Annotated in this window: 14 protein-coding genes and 1 tRNA gene; 9 read left to right on the plus strand and 6 right to left on the minus strand. The window is 71.6% G+C overall.

The genetic code is table 11. The annotated features are described in order from the left end of the window. The first annotated feature begins 676 nt into the window (after positions 1–676). Positions 677–1,456 (plus strand): bifunctional DNA primase/polymerase, encoded by a 780-nt coding sequence (locus IE241_RS21255; RefSeq protein ID WP_190023384.1) that lies wholly within the window; start codon positions 677–679, stop codon positions 1,454–1,456. Positions 1,457–1,878: 422 nt separating this feature from the next. Next, a complete protein-coding gene (locus IE241_RS21260) occupies positions 1,879–2,736 on the plus strand; it encodes a hypothetical protein (protein ID WP_308433729.1) in 858 nt (285 codons plus the stop codon). 366 nt (positions 2,737–3,102) lie between these two features. On the opposite strand, the gene IE241_RS21265 is transcribed toward IE241_RS21260, so the two are convergent. The 3 genes from IE241_RS21265 to IE241_RS21275 form a co-directional block, all read right to left on the minus strand. Next, positions 3,103–4,086 (minus strand): DUF5926 family protein, encoded by a 984-nt coding sequence (locus IE241_RS21265; RefSeq protein ID WP_190023385.1) that lies wholly within the window; start codon positions 4,084–4,086, stop codon positions 3,103–3,105. A gap of 490 nt (positions 4,087–4,576) precedes the next feature. Next, entirely contained in the window at positions 4,577–5,080 is a 504-nt protein-coding gene (locus IE241_RS21270) for an ATP-binding protein (protein WP_373300729.1), read from the minus strand. Between the two features lie 238 nt (positions 5,081–5,318). Beyond that, a complete protein-coding gene (locus IE241_RS21275) occupies positions 5,319–6,143 on the minus strand; it encodes a glycerophosphodiester phosphodiesterase (RefSeq protein WP_229899573.1) in 825 nt (274 codons plus the stop codon). 275 nt (positions 6,144–6,418) lie between these two features. Here IE241_RS21275 and IE241_RS21280 point away from each other — a divergent pair, with 275 nt between their 5' ends. Both IE241_RS21280 and IE241_RS21285 read left to right on the plus strand, forming a co-directional pair. Continuing rightward, entirely contained in the window at positions 6,419–8,026 is a 1,608-nt protein-coding gene (locus IE241_RS21280; protein ID WP_229899575.1) for a S1C family serine protease, read from the plus strand. A gap of 41 nt (positions 8,027–8,067) precedes the next feature. Further along, positions 8,068–8,157, plus strand: a tRNA-Ser gene (locus IE241_RS21285). Between the two features lie 94 nt (positions 8,158–8,251). On the opposite strand, the gene IE241_RS21290 is transcribed toward IE241_RS21285, so the two are convergent. The 3 genes from IE241_RS21290 to IE241_RS21300 all read right to left on the minus strand — a co-directional run bounded on the left by IE241_RS21290 (position 8,252) and on the right by IE241_RS21300 (position 11,461). After that, positions 8,252–9,493 (minus strand): glycosyltransferase, encoded by a 1,242-nt coding sequence (locus IE241_RS21290; RefSeq protein WP_190023387.1) that lies wholly within the window; start codon positions 9,491–9,493, stop codon positions 8,252–8,254. Between the two features lie 207 nt (positions 9,494–9,700). Further along, on the minus strand, positions 9,701–10,207 hold the full coding sequence (locus tag IE241_RS21295; protein WP_190023388.1) for a carboxymuconolactone decarboxylase family protein: 507 nt from the start codon (positions 10,205–10,207) through the stop codon (positions 9,701–9,703). Between the two features lie 78 nt (positions 10,208–10,285). Beyond that, a complete protein-coding gene (locus IE241_RS21300) occupies positions 10,286–11,461 on the minus strand; it encodes an LmeA family phospholipid-binding protein (RefSeq protein WP_229899577.1) in 1,176 nt (391 codons plus the stop codon). 425 nt (positions 11,462–11,886) lie between these two features. Here IE241_RS21300 and IE241_RS21305 point away from each other — a divergent pair, with 425 nt between their 5' ends. The 5 genes from IE241_RS21305 (at position 11,887) to IE241_RS21325 (ending at position 16,230) form a co-directional block, all read left to right on the plus strand. Next, positions 11,887–12,750, plus strand: coding sequence for a putative protein N(5)-glutamine methyltransferase (locus IE241_RS21305; RefSeq protein ID WP_190023390.1), 864 nt, complete (start codon positions 11,887–11,889; stop codon positions 12,748–12,750). 443 nt (positions 12,751–13,193) lie between these two features. After that, complete coding sequence (locus IE241_RS21310; RefSeq protein WP_190023391.1) at positions 13,194–13,514, plus strand: hypothetical protein; 321 nt, start codon at positions 13,194–13,196, stop codon at positions 13,512–13,514. Between the two features lie 177 nt (positions 13,515–13,691). Next, on the plus strand, positions 13,692–14,684 hold the full coding sequence (locus tag IE241_RS21315; protein WP_190023392.1) for a bifunctional MaoC family dehydratase N-terminal/OB-fold nucleic acid binding domain-containing protein: 993 nt from the start codon (positions 13,692–13,694) through the stop codon (positions 14,682–14,684). Then, the gene (locus IE241_RS21320) at positions 14,681–15,088 is read left to right on the plus strand and encodes a hotdog family protein (protein ID WP_190023393.1); all 408 of its coding nucleotides are present in this window, start codon (positions 14,681–14,683) and stop codon (positions 15,086–15,088) included. Before IE241_RS21315 ends, IE241_RS21320 begins: the two co-directional genes overlap by 4 nt. Then, positions 15,085–16,230, plus strand: coding sequence for a lipid-transfer protein (locus tag IE241_RS21325; RefSeq protein WP_190023394.1), 1,146 nt, complete (start codon positions 15,085–15,087; stop codon positions 16,228–16,230). Before IE241_RS21320 ends, IE241_RS21325 begins: the two co-directional genes overlap by 4 nt. Position 16,231 lies beyond the last annotated feature (1 nt).

Raw genomic sequence — 16,231 nt, forward strand, 5'->3', positions numbered from 1 at the left:
CGTCATATCCACACCGGTGGGTACGTACACGAAGAAGGGCAGGGGCAGTTGGGGCCGCCCCGGAACCCGGCGGCGGGCCCGAGCGTCTTAACCGGCGACGGCCGCGCCCGCACCCGAGGGCGATGGGGAAACCCATGCCGCAGGCGAGGGGCGACAGGCTCGGCACGAAGCGCCATACGCGCGCCACCCCCCGCCATGTTTCACGCTCGGCCCGTGGCGTGATGCGCTGCGTTGTACAAGCAGTGGCTAGTGATCCACGTGGTGTGCCGGCTTGGAAAGTGCCACGGCGTGTTGAGCGGCGCGCCATGTCGGGCCGTAGTGCCATGGAGTTCGGACGCGGCCCGAGTGCAGTTCAGGTGCAGTTCCAGTAGGCAGTCCCGCAGTGCCGTGCAATGACCGCGCAAGGCTGTGCAGGGTCGTGCAGATCCCTGCAGCGTCTTACGGGTCTCCGCGGCACGGCCGGTGCGCCGGCCGGTTACTCCGAGTTCCATCCGTACCACCCGTACGGCCGCGTAAACCGCAAGGCAGTTCACAAGGCACGGCACGGCGGTCCAGCTGTGCACGGCAGTTCAGCAGTGCAGTCCAACAGCTCAGCAGTGCAGTCCAACAGCGTGATCCGGCCCCTGCCACCGGCGGGGGTCCCGACTTCGGCGTTTACGGAAAGGAACGAGCGCTCATGCGCGAGATCCTCGGAAGGCGACGCAAGCTCTCGCTCAGGCGAGGCGATCGGTCCGCGGTCCTCACCGCGGCCCTGGCCTATGCCACCGAATGGCAGTGGCCCGTACTGCCCGGCGCGGGCCTGCGGCCCGACGGCGGGCGCGTGCGCCGGTGCAGCTGCCCGCAGCCCGACTGCGCGGTCCCCGGCGCCCACCCCTTCGACCCGGGGCTGCTGGCGGCCACCACGGACGCCCGGATGGTCCGCTGGTGGTGGACCAACCGGCCCGACGCACCCGTCGTGCTCGCCACGGGCGGCCGCGCGCCCTGCGCGGTGAGCCTGCCCGCGGTCGCCGGCGCCCGCGCCCTGGCGGCCTTCGACCGCGCGGGCATCCGCCTGGGCCCCGTGGTCGCCACCCCCACCCGCTGGGCCCTGCTCGTGGCCCCCTACTCCCTGGAGGTCCTCGGCGAGCTGCTCCACCGCCAGGACTGGGTGCCCGGTTCGCTGCTCTTCCACGGGGAGGGCGGTTTCGTGGCCCTGCCGCCGTCGCCCACGGGTGCGGGCCGGGTGCGTTGGGAACGGGCGCCGCAGCCGGCAGGTCCTGCCGGACCTGTCAATGGCGCCTCGGGTGGCGGGATTCGTACGTTCCGGGCTGATCGAACGGAGCGTGCGGAGCGTAGGGAAGGTACGACCGGGTCCGCCCGGCCGTGGCTGCCGGACGTGTCCGCTCTGGTCGACGTCCTGGTCGAGGAGAGCGCGGGCACGGGGACGTCGGGCGGCGGCAGCCGGCTCGCCTTCTGACCGCCGGAGACCGCTGATCGCTGCTGACGGCTGCTGACCGCTGCTGACTGCAGGGATGCGGAAGGGCGCTCTTGAGAAGCGCCGGTACGAGCACACGGAGAGCGCGTACGGACGGGAGACGCACGCGCTCTCACTCGTACGGGTGTAAGCCCGTCCGAGTTCTGCGGGATTCCACCGCGCGGCCCCGGGGCGAGCCCTGTCCTGACCGCTATGTTCAGGGGTGAGGGCCTGTGCCGGGCGATGCCGGCCGGGCCCGGTCGAACCGAGGCCGGGGTGTCCCGAGCCCGTCCCAGCCGTCCCCGCGATCCATTCAGCGTCCGCGCGGCGAATCTCAGGTGGTCCCCATGGAGCGTGCGTCTGCATCCGGTGTGCCCGAAGTGTCCGGTACATCCGGCATGTCCGTCGGGTCCGGAGGGCCGAGGGTGCCCGCGGAGCCGGGCGGAACCTTCGCGGAGCCGGGTGGAACCCCCGCAGCGCCCGGTGGCGCCCCGGCGGAGTCCGAGGGCGCTCTCGCGGAGTCCGGCCGGGGCGGTGAGCCGCGGGGCGCCAACCTTCGTATGGTCGCGCTGGCGAGCGTCGTGGCGCTGGCCGTCGTGCTGCCCCTGGCCGCCGCCACGGCCGGGCCCGCGGGCCTGCCGGGCCCGGAGGCGGCGCGGGGGGAGCGCCCCGGGAAGCACCCGGGGGCGGCCGACGGCGGGCTGCGCGGGGAGTCGGCGGGCCTGGGGCGCCCCGGAGGCCCCGGAGGTCCCGGAGGCCCGGGCAAGGACTTGGGCAAGGACCTCGGCAGGGGTCTCGGCAAGGACCTCGGCAGAGGCCTCGGTCCGGACCTCCGCGAGGATCAGGGCGCGTGGCCCGCGGCCTCGCCGCCGCTGATGGGGCCCGCGGGCTCCGCCGTCTCCGCCTCCGCCCGCTGCGGCCCCGAACTCACCTCTCCCGAAGGCGTGGAGGCCCAGACGTGCGTCCTGGAGCAGCGCAACGAGACCTGGGCCCGTACGTACTACCGCAACGCGACAGGCGCCCCTCTGCGGGCCGTTCTGACCCTCATGGGCCCCGACGGCCGGACCGTGCAGGTGCAGTGCCGTACGACCGCCTCCGACGACCCTGACGGGTGTGAGACGCCTCGCGCGCGGACGGTCCGGACGATCCGGGCGGAGGGCGAGGGGGCGGCCGGGGACGAGCCGGGCGGAGATCCGTACGAGGCGGTGGCGGAGATCGCCACGGCGGACGGGAAGCTGCTGCTGCGCTCGGGGAGCAACTCGGCGGAGGAGCGAGGGGATTAACCGGGGCGATCGCCCGGTGCAGGCTGCCGGCGCGAGCTCCCGGGGCAGGTTCCCTGCGCGGGCTCCCGGCGCGGGCTCTCGGGGCCGCGCGCCCGTGCCGGCGTTTCCGGGCATGGAAACGCCCGGTCGCTGGCGACGGGGGATGCACCAGCGACCGGGCTCCTAGAACGGTAACAAGAGATCGGCCGTTCGCAAATTCGATCGTGGATTTCCGGACGCGTATTTCCGGGCTGACAGCGGGAGTTGTGACAGGAGTCACGTAAATGGCGCCCGTTTAGGCCCCGGAATCAACTACTCCGCTGCCTGGAATCCAACAGTCCGCCGCCGGGTACCGCTAAGCGTGGCCGTCCCGGCGGCGGACCCGCCTCAGTTCAGGGTGATCTGACGGCTGGTGAGGCCGCTGCGCGCCCGCCGCTCGTCGCCCGTCAGGGGAGAGGTGTCGGCGAGTGCCGTGGCCAGCCGCTCCGCGAAGGCCGCGGCCGGCTTCTCGGTGTCCTCGGCGCGCATGTCGCTCGGCAGGTCCCACACGGGCACGGTGAGGCCGTGCGCCCGGAACGACCCGACCAGGCGGGTGCCATCGCCCAGCGAGGAGGTGCCCGCGGCGTGCAGCCGGGCCAGAGCGTCCAGAAGCTGCTCCTCGGGGTGGGTCATGACCCAGCGGAGGTGATTCTTCTCCGGCGTCTCGCACCAGTACGCGGCCTCGACGCCGGACAGGCGGGCGGTGGGGATGGCGGCGGCGTTGGCCCGGTCCAGGGAGGCGGCGACATCGCCGGTGGCGTTCTCGGCGTTCTCGACCCAGAACTCGAAGCCCGTGTGGACGTTCGGCTCGAACGGGCCCTCCGGGTCCAGCAGGTCCTGCAGGCGCGGCCCGTCGGTGGCGGCGCGGCCGGCGGGCACCGGGGTGCCCGGCTCGGCCTCCAGCGCGCGCTGCAGGGTGTCGGCGAGGTCGCGGCTGAGGTCGCCGGAGGCGGTGTCGTTCTGCAGGCCCAGCAGCACGGCGCCGTTGTCGCGGCGCAGGGCGGGCCAGGCCATCGGCAGCACGGTGGCCAGCGTCACCGAGGGCACGCCCTCCGGCAGCCCGCCCTTGAGGGTGAGCTCGATCGTCGCGGCGGGCACCAGCTCGCGCAGCGCGACCCAGTCGGCCTCGCCGGGCAGGCCTTCGAAGGGCCGGTGCACGAGCTCGGTGGCCGCCTGCACGGCCGCGCGGCCGTGGCAGGCCTTGTAGCGCCGGCCCGAACCGCACGGGCAGGACTCACGGGCGCCGACGACGGGGATCCGGCCGTCGGCGGCCTGCGGCGATGCGGCCTTGGTCTGGGGCCCCTTGGTCTGGGGGCGGCGCTTCTTGGCCATGGGGTGCGTGTCTCCCGATCGGTGCAGGTGCGTACGGCGCGGCGGGCACGGTGACGTGCGTACGGGACTGCGTACGACACGGTCCGTGCGACGCGGCGCGTACGGCTCGTACGGGCGCGAGCCTAGCGCTCGCCGCGGCGGCCGGAACGGGCACGCGCGCGGGGCGTCGGGAGGAGGGGACGAACGGGATGACGGGACGACGGGGCGTCGGCGGGTCGGCGGCCGGTGGTGGGGTGCCGCTCGGTGCGGAGCGCTGTTCCCCGGCGGGTCCCTGGCAGGTACCTGGCGGGTTTCTGACGGGCGCTCCGGGTGCGGGGCCCACCGGCCGTGCACGGGCGTGCGTGATTCTCTTTCGTGCAGGTCGTGCAGGTCGTGCAGGTCGTTGCAGGCCTTACGGGTCTTACGGGTTGTCCGGGTCGTATGGGCGTATGGGATCTCGCGGCGTCTCGCGGCAGGATCTACGCGCGTCGCGCCACTGTCATGTCGGTTGTCATGTCAGTTCGTCGATATCTGCGAATACCGGCTGGGAAGCTGCTGCCGCTGCTGCGGCGGCGGCCACGCGTGTGGCGAAGCTGTCGTGAGCCGAGAGCGCGGCCCATACCGTCACCTCGCCCGATGCGTCACGGACCCCCCAGTCCTGGGAGAGGGCGCTGATGATGTTCAGCCCGCGGCCTCCGCGGGCGGTCACCGAAGGCGTGGCCGGAACCGGCCGGGTCGGGCCTCCGCCGTCCGTCACCTCGACCGTGAGCCGGCCGTGGGCGTCCACTCTCCACGCGGCACGTATTCCCCCGTCCTTGTCCCCCTCGTCTCCGTCTCTGCGACCGTCGCCCTCCGGGCTCAGCGGGCGTCCGTGCCGGTACGCATTGCTGAGCAGCTCCGAAAGGATCAGTACGGCGTCGTCGATGACCGAATCCGGTACCCCGATGATGCGCAGATCCTTGCGCATCCGGTGTCTTGCCTGGCCCACACCGGTTGGACCATGGGGTACGGCCATGATCGACGACGTGGGCACCTCCTGTGCCACCACCAACGCCACCCCCGAGACCTCCTTTGCCCCACGTCAGGGGATGGATGCCCCAATGGACTGGACCGGAAACCGGCCATCCGAGACCCGCCGGGGGCACTCGGCCGGATCGAACACGCACCGAACGCGCCGGTGCACTCCTTGTAATGGAGCCGGGGAGTAGCCCGGGGAGTAGCCCGGGGAGTGAGCCGGGGAGCGGGGCGGCGGGCTAGGACCGGCCGAGCTGGGTGAGCACCCGCCGGGGCCGGTTCGTGATCAGCGCGTCCACTCCGAGGCGCGCGCAGAGCTCGACGTCCTCGGGTTCGTTCACCGTCCAGACGTGCACCTCGTTCCCCGCCTCGTGCAGCCGGGCCACGTAGCCGGGGTCCTTGCGGATGATGCGGATGCTCGGGCCGGCGATGCGGACGCCCGCGGGCAGCCGCCCGTCGCGGTGGCGGGGCGAGACGAACTGCATCAGATAGACGGTCGGCAGGGTCGGGGCGGAGAGCTGGACGCGGTGCAGGGAGCGGGCGGAGAAGCTCATGACCCGTACCGGTGAGGGGCCGTCGGCGGGGGGCCCGGCGAGGCCGAAGCGGCCCAGGAGTTCGAGCAGCTTCTGCTCCACCTGGCCCGCCCAGCGGGTCGGGTGCTTGGTCTCGATGGCGAGCTCGACGCGCCGCCCCGCGTCGGCCACGAGCTCCAGCAGCCGCTCCAGGGTGAGCACGGACGTCGCGTCCAGGTCCGGGGCCTCGGTGTCGGAGACGTCGGCCTTCCAGGAGCCGAAGTCGAGGGTGGCGAGGTCGGCGAGCTCCAGGGAGGAGACGGCGCCGCGGCCGTTGGACGTACGGTTGACGCGGCGGTCGTGCACGCAGACGAGGTGGCCGTCGGCGGTGAGCCGGACGTCGCACTCCAGTGCGTCCGCGCCGTCCTCGATCGCCTTGCGGTACGCGGCCAGGGTGTGCTCCGGGGCGTCCTCGGAGGCCCCGCGGTGGGCGACGACGGCGAGCGGGTGCCGCTCGGGGCGGAGGTCCCGGGCCGGGTGCGCATAGGTCACCGCGTTATCGTGCCATCGCCCGGCACCCTCACGCATGCGGTCCCTTTTGTTGTGGAGTGCCCGGAGCGAAGCGTCGCTGCCGTGGGGGCACAGGGTCCGCTTACGGTGGTCTGACGTGCGGTGGGAAAAGCTGGCCGTGGGCTGATCGTGGGTGGCGTGAACGACGTCGGCGGCGTGGATCCCGCGGATGACGTGGACACCACACCGCGCATGGCGTAGGCACATGGCGTAGGCACCATGTAGGAACTGATGTGGCACCTGATGAGGAGAGAGCTGTGAGCACCGAGAACGAGGGCGCCGCCGTCGCGCCTGCGGAGGGCGTTCCGGATGTTCCGGGCGGCTCGTCGGGCGCTTCGCCGGCCGCTTCGCCGGCCGTTTCGATGGAGAAGGGCGACGTCCCGCCCGCGCCGGAGGCTCCGGCCCAGGCCCCGGCCCAGGCCCCGGCCCAGGCTCCGGCGCAGCCCGCGGCCCCGCCTCAGCCGGGGTACGGGCAGCCGGGTGCGCAGGGCGGCGGCCAGGCCGCGCAGGGCGGGGGTCAGGGCGGTCAGGGCGGCGGTCAGGGTGCCGGCGGCTGGTACGACGCGCAGCCCCAGCAGCATCACCAGCCGCCTCAGGGGCAGCCGCAGCCGCAGCAGCCGTACCCGTACGGCGCGCCCGCGGGCGGTGGCTCGGTGGGCCCGGTGGGTCCGGTGGGTCCGATGGGCCCGACCGGGGTGTGGGCCGGCGGCCCCGACGCGTACCCGCCCGCCCGCAAGCGCGCCGGCGGCCTCGTGGCGATGGCGCTGGCCGCGACCCTCGTCGCAGGCGGTGTCGGCGGCGGGATCGGCTACTGGGCGGCCAGCCGTGACGGCGGCGGCAGCTCGACGACCATCTCCTCGTCCGGCGACCCGAAGACCGAGAGCCGCGCCCCCGGTTCCGTGGCGGACATCGCCAACAAGGCGCTGCCGAGCGTCGTCACCATCGAGGCGCAGAGCGGCGGCGGCGAGGGTGGTACGGGCACCGGCTTCGTCTACGACACCGAGGGCCACATCCTCACCAACAACCACGTCGTCGCCTCGGCCGCCCAGGGCGGCGGCAAGCTGATGGCCACCTTCTCGGACGGCAAGCAGTACGACGCCGAGGTCGTGGGCCGGGCGCAGGGCTACGACGTCGCCGTCATCAAGCTGAAGAACCCGTCCGGCGCGAAGCTCAACCCCATCCCGCTCGGGAACTCCGACCGGACGGCGGTGGGTGACGCCACGATCGCGATCGGCGCGCCCTTCGGCCTGTCCGGCACGGTCACCACGGGCATCGTCAGCGCCAAGAAGCGCCCGGTGGCCTCCAGCGACGGCGGCGGCATGGGCAAGGCCTCGTACATGAGCGCCCTCCAGACGGACGCATCGATCAACCCGGGCAACTCCGGCGGCCCGCTGCTCAACGCCCAGGGCGCGGTCATCGGCATCAACTCCGCCATCCAGTCCGCGAACAACGGCGGCGGTTTCGGCGGCGGCCAGCAGCAGGCCGGAAGCATCGGCCTCGGCTTCGCCATCCCGATCAACCAGGCCAAGAACGTCGCCGACCAGCTCATCAAGACCGGCAAGCCGGTCTACCCCGTCATCTCGGCCTCGGTGAACATGAAGGACGTCGGCTCGGGCGCCAAGATCGCCCCCACCGGCGACAACAACAGCCCGGCCGTGACCCCGGGCGGCCCGGCCGACAAGGCCGGCCTCAAGCCGGGCGACGTCATCACCAAGCTCGACGACACCGCCGTCGACAGCGGCCCCACCCTCATCAGCGAGATCTGGACCCACAAGCCGGGCGACAAGGTGACGGTGACCTACACCCGCGACGGCAAGCAGTCCACGGCAGAGATCACATTGGGCGAACGCAAGGGCGACAACTGAAGCGATAGGCTGGCCCCCGCGCTGCCGCACAGGCGGTGCGGGGAGGCTTGCCCGAGCGGCCTAAGGGAACGGTCTTGAAAACCGTCGTGGCAGCGATGTCACCGAGGGTTCAAATCCCTCAGCCTCCGCCAGCCCTGCGTTGACGCAGGCCAGATGGGGTGTCCTCGATCGAGGACACCCCTTTCGCTTGGGGCCGCGAGGCCACGGGGCCGGAGGCCAGGGCGGTCACCGGGGCAGTGCTTCGACGGCTTTGATGACGGGGTCCGTGCCGTCCTCGGTGGACAGTGCGCTCCTGATGCCGGTTGCCCGTGCTCGCCATGCCGGCTCGCGTACCGCCCGGACGATGAGGGACGCGAGGCGTTCCGCCGTCACGTCCGCCATCGGCAGCACTCCGGGCGCGACGCCGAGGGCGCGGAGCCTGGTGGCCCAGAAGGGCTGGTCGTAGAAGACGGGGACGGGGACCGCCGGGACACCGGCGCGCAGGCCGGCGGCCGTGGTGCCGCCACCGCCGTGATGCACCACGGCTGCGGTGCGCGGGAAGAGCCACTGGTGGGACACCTCCCCGACGGCCAGGATGTCGTCACCCCTGGCTTCCAGGCCGGACCATCCCGCCTGCACCACACCCCGGACCCCGGCCCGGCGCAGTGCCTCGGCGCATACGTCCGACAGTTGCCCGCTGCGCGGTGACGGCATGCTGCCGAATCCGATGAAGACCGGTGGCGGTCCGGCGGCGAGGAAGTCGGTGAGCCGGGGATCCGGCTTCCAGCCGGTCGGCTCCTCCGGCCACCAGTAGCCCGACAGCCGGTGCTCGGGAGGCCAGTCGGCCGGGCGCGGGACGACGTGCGGGCTGAATCCGTACCAGATCGGCCAGTCGGCAGCCAGACGCCGGCGCGCGGTCCGGTTCAGCGGCGGCAGGCCCAGCTCCGCCCTCACCCACTGGACGGTCGACGCGGCCTGACGGTGGAACGCCCGCCAGAGAGCGCCGGAGAGGAACCGGTTGCCCAAGCGCCCGGCGGAGCGGCGCCCGAGGGCCATCGGGGCGAACGCGCCGGTCGGGGCGACGGGTTGCAGCAGCGCACCCAGGCTCGGGATGCCTAGGCCGTCGGCGACGGCTTTGGCCGGCAGGGCCGTCTGCCCCGAGGCCACGAGCACGTCCGCGCCCTGCCGGGCCGCCTGGAGGATGCCGTGCGCGAGGTCGGCCGCGTAAACGGTTCCCTGCTTGGCGATCGTGAGCGTCCCCAACGGGCCGTCCGCTCGGCCGGGGAGCTTCCGCGCGCACGCCTCGTGCATGTCCAGGGGGTCCAGGGGGAGGCGACGAAAGCCCAGCCCGCAGGAGCGGATCAGGCCGGTGAACCGCTCGTGGGTGGCCACGGTCACTTCGTGGCCCGCCTGCCGCAGCCGGACCCCCAGGCCGGTGAACGGCGCGACGTCACCCGTGGAGCCGCTGGTGACGAGCAGGACGTGCATGACGCCGACTCCCTCGCAAGACAGGGATGAAACTAAATTTAACTGGATGAAACGGGGCAAACTATAGGAGTCGCGGGGTGGAATCATGCGAAAGCGGCCCACAGCCGATGAGCTGTGAGCCGCCGTGAGCCGCCGTGAGCCGCTATTCCTCGCCTGTGCCGTTCTATGCCTCGCGTGTGCCGCTATTCCTCGCGCGTGCCGCGCAGGTCACTTCCAGGGGTCGGTGAACGACCGGCCGGGGACGGGCTTGGCGATGAGGGCCACAGGAATGAAGAAATTGACCTGACCGATCGCGATCATCAGGGTCGCGAGCGCCTTGTCCTCGAAATGCCCGGACACCTCGGCATAGAGCTCGTCCGAGACCCTCTCGCCGTGTACGGAGGGCTGGAACACGGCTTCCACCAGAGCCAGCGCGGCGCGCTCGGCGCCCGTGAAATACGGAGCGTCCTGCCAGGACGCCACCGCGGAAATCCGCTCTTCCGACTCCCCGGCCTTGCGCAGGAATCCCGTGTGCAGAACGGTCAGATACGTATTGCCGACGATCTGACCGGCGCGCAGCTGGAGAAGGCTGATCGTGGTCCGCGGCACCGAGCCGTTGCCGGTGGCCTTGAACAGCGCCGCCGACACCTCCGCCAGCTCGGGGACGAGCTTCACAGGGTCCTCGGGCATCCGGGGACCCGCGGGAACCTCTGCAGTGATCGAACGTGCTTCCATCGTTGCCTCCGTCAGGGCTTGCGTATTGCCTTCACTGCTCTGACGGACGGCGTCGCAGGAATGTGACCGGCTGGGCTGTTATTTGTTTTCGGTTCTGCCCACCGGCAGTTCCATGCCCTTCAGCGTGGCCCGGATGCCGTCCTTCTCGACCCTTACGTCGCGCAGTTGCAACTCCCGCGCCTCCTTGGGGAGGGAGAACGCGAAGGACAGGCGGTCGGAGAGCTCCGGCGGCCGCATGCGGATGACGCTGCCGATCAGCTTCGGATCGATGCCGAGCTTCTTCAGCAGCCAGGGGTTGTCCATGGCCGCGTCGATGAGGTTGACGTGCATCAGCCTTTCGACGAAGCGGGGAGCGCCGGTCAGGCGGTGCAGTTTCTCCTCGTTCCTCAGAGCCGCCGCGGCGTCCTGCGGTGAGACGCCGAGCCGCTCCGCCAGGGCCGGGACGGAGAACAGCGCCTTCGCCCGGGCCGCGTCGCGGCTGATGCGTTCGGCCGTCTCGCGGTGCAGGGTCAGCCCCCGCCCCTTGCCCGGGCGGTACGTGGCGATGCCCGGCACGTCGAGGCTCATGTCGTCCACTTCCGTGGACAGGCCGCGGCTTCCGTTCAGCCGCAGCTGCGCCTGTGCTCGTACGCGCAGCTCCTGGCCGCCGACGCTCAGCTTTCCGTCCGCACCGATCGTATGGTCGGTGCGGCGGCTGAAGATGACCTGCGATGCGGCGAGTTCGCGGTTCATGTCGTCGAAGGACAGCAGGACGTCTCCGTCCAGGTCGCCGATGACGGCGCCTCGGATGTCGCTCGGCAGATTCCCGGTCAGCTGGATGTCGCGGCTGCTGGCGTGGACCTTTGCCAGCGACAGGCGCTGGGCGGCCACGTGCGGGACGGTGACGTCCACGCGCTGCAGGCGCTTCTCCAATACCTGGGTGAGGAACGGGAACCCGTGGATGTCCACCTGCGGAGCGGCCGCCAGGTGGAGCTCCTTCTGGAGTGTCTGCTGCGCCTTCTTCTCGGCGTACATCTGTGCGCAGCGGTCGCCCAGCACCAGGATCCCGGCGCAGAGGGAGAGGGCGATCAGCAGCTTGACCGCGCGGGGGGCGGCCGCGAGCGGGCCTCTGCGGCGGCGGTGGCCGCGCTTGCCGCGGCGGTGGTTCGGCGGGGACCAGGGTTCGTCCTCGGCGTCGTTCTCGACTCCGGCCTCGTCGGGGTCCCCGTGGAGGAGCCGGAGGGGGAGGACGGTGAGCGGTTGCGTGTCCGTCACCGAGGCGGGGTCAGGGCCGGGGCCCGGGGCGAGGTCCTGATCGGGGTCCGGGTCGGCCAGTGACGCCAGTTCTTCATAGGGGTTGGGGGGACGGGAAGGTATGCGTGTGGGGGTTCGCATCGCCATATCCCACCACGTGCGATCCCCCGGAACGCAAGCGCTACCGGCAGTACGTCCGAAAACGGAGCCGTTGCCCCCGTAGCCGCCCGCCCGGTGGCCCCGGGCGATGTCCGGAAGCTTCCGGGAAACTTCCGGGCGCTTGGAGATCATGTACTGTTGCGGCAGTTGGCAGGAAACCGTCCCAGGAGGTGAGACCCATTACCGCTGTTGCAGGCCGGGTGCTCTCTTTCTCTGGTTGTACGGTCGCCGCTCCTTCTCTCTAGCGGACCGCGAGAGCGCCCTTCGGTGATCCGGAAGGCTTCTCCATGTGTGACTCCTCTTCTTTCTCTCTCCGCTCTTCCCGCTCTTCCTTCTCCCTCGTCTCCTTCCCCCTCGTCGTTTCCAGGCTTCGGAACGCCGGCTGTGTCTTCGCCGAGGACGAGGCCGAGCTCATCGTTTCGGCGGCGCGTACGCCCGACGAGCTGGAGGACATGGTGGTGCGGCGCGCGGCCGGGCTGCCTCTCGAACACGTCGTCGGCTGGGCCGGGTTCTACGGGCTTCGGATAGCCGTGGACGCGGGCGTCTTCGTCCCGCGGCGCCGTACGGAGTTCCTCGTCGGACAGGCCCTCGCCCTCAGCTCTCCGCGCGCCGTCGTCGTCGACCTGTGCTGCGGGTCCGGGGCGGTGGGCGCGGCGCTGGCGTCGGCCGTGGAGGACATCGAGCTCTACGCCGCCGACATCGACCCGGCGGCGGTGGAGTGCGCCCGGCGCAACATCGGCGGGAGCGGCGTCGTCTATGAGGGGGATCTGTACGAGCCCCTGCCCGGCGGGCTGCGCGGGCGCATAGACGTCCTCGTCGCCAATGCGCCCTACGTGCCCACCGAGGCCATCGCCCTGCTGCCGGCGGAGGCCCGGGAGCACGAGGCGCGGGTCGCGCTGGACGGCGGCTCGGACGGGCTCGACGTGCAGCGGCGGGTCGCCGCGGCGGCAGCGGGATGGCTCGCGCCGGGCGGCCATCTGCTGGTCGAGACGAGTGAGCGGCAGGCGTCGCGGACGGTCGAGGCGTTCGCGGGGAGCGGGTTGATGACGAGGGTCGTGGAGTGCGACGAGCTGGATGCGACCGTCGTCGTCGGCACCAGGCCGGGCGGCGTCCGGCGGGCGCGGGTCGCGCACGCCGCCGTGTCGCGATGAACAGGGTGTCCCGCTGCCCTGCGGGGCCGGGGGCCCCTCGGCGCGGCCTGCAGGGCTGTGCACCCCCGGCCTGCAGGGCGGGTCACCCCCGCCCTGCCTGAACGTTTATGCCGTCTCCGGTGTTCACTTCTTGGCCATGTTTACGGAATTGGCCGATATTTCGCCGGAACGGTTCTGCCCTTGTGGCGTATGGGCTCCAAGGGCTCTCTGGGGGGTGTGGGTCAGGGGCGGGCGAGGGTGGTGGGGGTTTATTCCGGAGTGGTCATGCTTGCGAGGGAATGGGAAGCGACGGGTGGTTCGCCGGGGATTCGGTGGGCAAATCTTGGATCGCGACGTCGAAAACCTCGCCGGGCGGTCGGCCAACTGCTCGGCACTGTGCAGTAGTTCTGTCTACTCGCATGTCTGCTCGCAGTAGTTCCGCTCAGCGTTCTGGAGGAATAGAAATGGCAAGCACCCGCACTGCTCGCGTCCTCACCACTGCTGCCGCTCTGCCCGTGGCGGCGGTCCTCCTCTCCGGCGTCGCCCACGCCGATGACGACGGCAACGGCAACCAGGTGGCCAACCGGGGCTCCAACGCGGCTGCCGCGGCGGTCGTGGGAAGCGGCGTCGGGGGCTCCAACCACGGGAACTCCACCACCACGCAGCAGCAGGCCACCGGCGCCGGTGCCCACAACCAGGCCAACACCGTGAGCGTCAACGGACCGGCTCGCACGGCCATCCGCCAGGACAACGTCACCATCGTCTTCAACGACGACCGCTGGTAGTCGCTGGGCCGGGGGGCGGCACATGTGACAGATGACCCTGGGGGCAGGGTCCGGTGAGGGTGCGCGGCGGCACTTCGGTGCCGCCGCGCGGCCATGTCCGCAGTCCTTGACCTCTCGGTCCTTGACCTCTCGACTTCATCTGACGGATAGTCAGATTCAGTCGAGAGGGGGGTCCCCGTGCGTTCCGTCGACGACGTGCACCACCTGCTCAAGCCCTTCGAAGGCCGTCCCGTGGCCGTCTCCGCGCCCGCCAGGGACCCCGTCAACGCGCCGATGATCAGGCATTGGTGCGAGGCCATGGGCGACACCAACCCCGCCTACGCAGGGCCTGATCCCATCGCCCCGCCCACCATGCTCCAGGCATGGACCTTGCCCGGCCTCTCCGGCGCCCTCTCCGGGCGTACCCCCGCCGGTCGCGGCTCCGTCGGTCACACCTCCGCCCATGACGAGCTCTTCGCCCTGCTCGACGGCGCCGGGTACACCGCGGTCGTCGCCACCGACTGCGAGCAGGAGTACGTACGCCCGCTGCGGCCCGGCGACGAGATCACGTTCGACTCGGTCATCGAGTCCGTCTCCCCCCGCAAGGCCACCCGGATCGGGGCCGGCTACTTCATCACCACGATGATGCGGGTGCGGGTGGCCGGCGAGCTCGTCGGCACCCACCGCTTCCGGATCCTCAAGTACGCGCCGGTGTCCGGGAGGCTGACCGAGAAGCCCACCGAGCCCCCACGTCCGGACCGCACCGCCCGCCCCGCCCGCCCCCGCCCCGTAGTCAACCGCGACAACGCGCCCTTCTGGGAAGGCGTCGCCGCGCACAAGCTGCTCATCCAGCGCTGCGCCGCCTGCGGCGCCCTCCGCTTTCCCTGGCTGCCCGGCTGCGGCCGCTGCGGCTCACCCGAGTGGGGGACGGTCGAGGCCTCCGGCTCCGGCACCGTCTACTCGTACGTGGTCATGCACCACCCGCCGTTCCCGGCCTTCGACCCCCCGTACGCCGTAGCGCTCGTCGAACTCGCCGAAGGCGTACGGATGATCAGCAGTATCACCGGTGTCCCGCACGACGGCGTGCGCATAGGAATGTCCGTCGAGCTGGAATTCATACGAGTGGACGCGGGATGGGAACTCCCGGTATTCCGCGCCCGTTCGGAAGGGCCGGAAGGGGAAGTCGCATGACGCCCGGTGAAGAACTCCCGCCCCTCACCGTTCCCATCACCCGTACGCTCGTCATCGCGGGTGCCATCGCCTCCCGTGACTACCAGGATGTGCACCACGACGCCGAGGCGGCCCGCGCAAAGGGCTCCCCTGACATCTTTATGAACATCCTCACCACCAATGGTCTGGTGGGCCGGTACGTCACCGACTACGTCACCGGTCGTGCCGGCCCGAAGGCCGTCCTCCGCAAGGTTTCGATACGGCTCGGGGTGCCCAGCTATCCAGGCGATGTTCTGGTGCTGACCGGAAGGATCCTTTCCGTGAACGAGCGCACCATCGAGATCTCCGTCGTCGGTACGAACCGCCTCGGCCGCCACGTCACCGGAACCGTTCTGGTGGCCCTCCCCTCACGGACCGCCGCGTGATCGGCGGCACCGCCGCCGTCGTCGGTGTCGGCGCCACCGCCTTCACCAAGGACTCCGGCCGCAGCGAGCTCGCCCTGGCCGCGGAGGCCGTCCGTGCCGCCCTCGACGACGCCGGGCTCGCTCCCCGGGACGTCGACGGCATGGTCACCTTCACCATGGACACCAGCCCGGAGATCACCGTCGCCCAGGCGACGGGCATCGGCGAGCTGACGTTCTTCTCCCGCGTCCACTACGGCGGCGGTGCCGCCTGCGCCACCGTTCAGCAGGCCGCCCTCGCGGTCACGGCCGGCATCGCCGACGTCGTCGTCTGCTACCGGGCCTTCAACGAGCGTTCCGGCCGCCGCTTCGGCGCCGGAGTGCAGGGGCGCGAGCCCTCGGCGGAGGGTGTGGCGCTCGGCTGGGGACTGCCGTACGGGCTGCTCACGCCGGCGTCCTGGGTGGCCATGGGCGCCCGCCGCTACCTGCACGCGTACGGCCTGGAGCCCGAGGTCTTCGGGCACGTCGCCGTCACCGACCGGCGCCACGCCGCGACCAACCCGGCCGCGTACTTCCACGGCCGCCCGATCACCCTCGCCGACCACGCCGCCTCCCGCTGGATCGCCGAGCCGCTGCGGCTGCTGGACTGCTGCCAGGAGACGGACGGCGGCCAGGCCCTGGTCGTCACCTCCCTGGAGCGGGCCCGCACGCTGCGCCGTCCGCCCGCCGTGGTCGTCGCCGCGGCGCAGGGCGCCGGCCGGACCCAGGAGCAGATGACCAGTTACTACCGGGACGACATCGACGGCCTGCCCGAGATGGGCGTCGTCGCACGTCAGTTGTGGGGGAGCAGCGGCCTGGGCCCCTCGGACATCGATGTGGCCGTCCTCTACGACCACTTCACGCCTTACGTGCTGATGCAGTTGGAGGAGTTCGGCTTCTGCGGGCCCGGCGAGGGAGCCGCGTTCGTGGAAGCGGACACGCTGCCGCTGAACACCCACGGCGGGCAGCTGGGCGAGGCGTACCTGCACGGTATGAACGGCATCGCGGAGGCGGTGCGGCAGCTGCGCGGCACCGCCGTGAACCAGGTACCGGACGCTTCCAGGGCGCTGGTCACCGCCGGTACCGGAGTTCCCACGTCCGGGCTGCTTCTCGGGGCAGACGGATGAA

It is taken from the genome of Streptomyces hiroshimensis (genome assembly GCF_014650335.1).
GTDB classification, from domain to species: domain Bacteria; phylum Actinomycetota; class Actinomycetes; order Streptomycetales; family Streptomycetaceae; genus Streptomyces; species Streptomyces hiroshimensis.

Excerpts from the sequence above, each read along its gene's own strand:
- IE241_RS21255 (WP_190023384.1), top strand. The coding sequence starts at position 677 with ATGCGCGAGATCCTCGGAAGGCGACGCAAGCTCTCGCTCAGGCGAGGC.
- IE241_RS21265 (WP_190023385.1), bottom strand. The coding sequence starts at position 4,086 with ATGGCCAAGAAGCGCCGCCCCCAGACCAAGGGGCCCCAGACCAAGGCC.
- IE241_RS21270 (WP_373300729.1), bottom strand. The coding sequence starts at position 5,080 with ATGGCCGTACCCCATGGTCCAACCGGTGTGGGCCAGGCAAGACACCGG.
- IE241_RS21290 (WP_190023387.1), bottom strand. The coding sequence starts at position 9,493 with ATGCACGTCCTGCTCGTCACCAGCGGCTCCACGGGTGACGTCGCGCCG.
- IE241_RS21295 (WP_190023388.1), bottom strand. The coding sequence starts at position 10,207 with ATGGAAGCACGTTCGATCACTGCAGAGGTTCCCGCGGGTCCCCGGATG.
- IE241_RS21305 (WP_190023390.1), top strand. The coding sequence starts at position 11,887 with ATGTGTGACTCCTCTTCTTTCTCTCTCCGCTCTTCCCGCTCTTCCTTC.
- IE241_RS21310 (WP_190023391.1), top strand. The coding sequence starts at position 13,194 with ATGGCAAGCACCCGCACTGCTCGCGTCCTCACCACTGCTGCCGCTCTG.
- IE241_RS21320 (WP_190023393.1), top strand. The coding sequence starts at position 14,681 with ATGACGCCCGGTGAAGAACTCCCGCCCCTCACCGTTCCCATCACCCGT.